1 protein-coding gene is annotated in these 845 nt (G+C 57.3%); it reads right to left on the bottom strand.

The window, feature by feature from the left end; translation table 11 throughout:
• On the bottom strand, positions 1–845 hold an 845-nt coding region (locus J5224_RS31425; protein ID WP_264628907.1), incomplete at both ends, for an MASE1 domain-containing protein.

Raw genomic sequence — 845 nt, 5'->3', positions numbered from 1 at the left:
TGGGTATTTTGCGCAGCCCCCTGCGTGGTCAGCAACGGCTCTGGTCGACGGGTAATCATCGCCGCTTGTATCTGAATCGCCGTGATGTTTTGCCCGATGTCATCATGCAACTCGCGCGCGATGTCCTTACGGATCTCTTCTTCGGTGGAGACCAGGCGCTGCATCAACTGGCGTCGCCGATTCAGCTCTTGCTCCAGGCGCTGGCGATAGCGGTTCAGGCGCTGGGCGAGCTGTTGTTGACGGCTGATGGCGATACCTAGGCCAATGCCGAGCAGCGCCTGCGTGGAGAGAAACAGCTCCAGTTCGATAATGTCATGAAATGCGCCGCTCATCTGACGGGTGATGGTAATCAGCAAGCTGCCCAGTATTGCCGCCAGCACCCCGCCTTGCCAGCCAAAGGCATAGGCCATCACCACGTTAGGCAGAAACACCACAATCAGCAGTAAGCGCTCGACATCCGGCGACAACGAGATTTGCACACCTACCGCCAGTGAGAAAAACAGCGAACACCACACCAGCAGCGAGGTACGTAACGGCGGATTGGAGAGGTTTTGTGCCAGCAGATTTTGTAAATGCTGTTGCTTGAGATACTCGTAGATCAGGTAGATAAACGGGATCAGCAGCACGCCACCGGTCAGGCTTGCCAGCAGCGTATGGGTGAGCGGCGAAGGCAAACCGGCACCGGGCAGTGCCATTTGCAACAGGCTGTTGAGAGACACCGCGATCAGCAACAGCAACAGCCGCTGCCAGTATAACGTGTAGCGATGCCATTGGCTGTGGGTCAGCCAGGCGGGCAGCAGGCTGACCCACACCGATACCAGAATAACCCACTGGGTTTGCAACTG

The sequence above is a fragment of the Candidatus Symbiopectobacterium sp. NZEC135 genome, assembly GCF_025962695.1.
Note: the sequence above shows the minus strand (reverse complement) of the source record. Positions and strands in the feature narration are given on the sequence as shown.